The organism is Aminobacter sp. P4_D5 (assembly GCF_056401815.1).
This window is the reverse complement of the sequence record NZ_JBFUIP010001264.1, coordinates 1-545: the sequence shown is the minus strand read 5'-3', so window position 1 is coordinate 545 and position 545 is coordinate 1. Positions and strand designations below refer to the sequence as shown.

1 protein-coding gene is annotated in these 545 nt (G+C 71.2%); it reads right to left on the bottom strand.

Annotation, left to right across the window (positions count from 1 at the left end; translation table 11 throughout):
• The coding region (locus AC1DWF_RS37850; RefSeq protein WP_476843543.1) for a hypothetical protein at window positions 1–334 on the bottom strand (334 nt) is incomplete at its 3' end.
• Between the last annotated feature and the right edge of the window lie 211 nt (window positions 335–545).

Sequence of the window (545 nt, the reverse complement as noted above, 5' to 3'; positions counted from 1 at the left end):
TGATGGCACCATGCGGGCTGAGCGCGCCGCTGCCGGGCTCGATCCGGAAGGCCTGGAGGAAGTGCCGGTTTCCGACCTGGCGCGGCCCGCCATTGCTGGTGGCGACGTAGAGCACAGGCAGCCCTGGGTGCCGCCAGACATACTGCACATTGGCCGCAAGGCTTGCCTCGGAACGCCGTGTCAGCGAGAGCGCCGCCGCATCCGGCTCCCAGACGGTGAGCAAGGGACCGACGCCCTGGTAGAAACGCGCCTGGCTCATGCCCGCCGAGCCGTTCGAGAATGGATCATGCCGCCCCTCCGTTTCGCCGAGGATCATCCCGGCACGCGAGGACACGCAACCCTTCCGCCACGCCCGCCGCGGTGCCAATCTCCGCGACCCGCTCCAGGGAGGACCAGGTGCTGACGCGCCCCGAGACCAACGACCTGCCGCCCACCTCCCGCGAGGTCACGGCGACACGCGTGCCGGCCGGCGAGGGCGTGCCCGAGGTCCTCGCACGGCAGGTCGCGGTGGAGGCGCCGGTCGGCTTCGTCTACGGCTTCCAGCC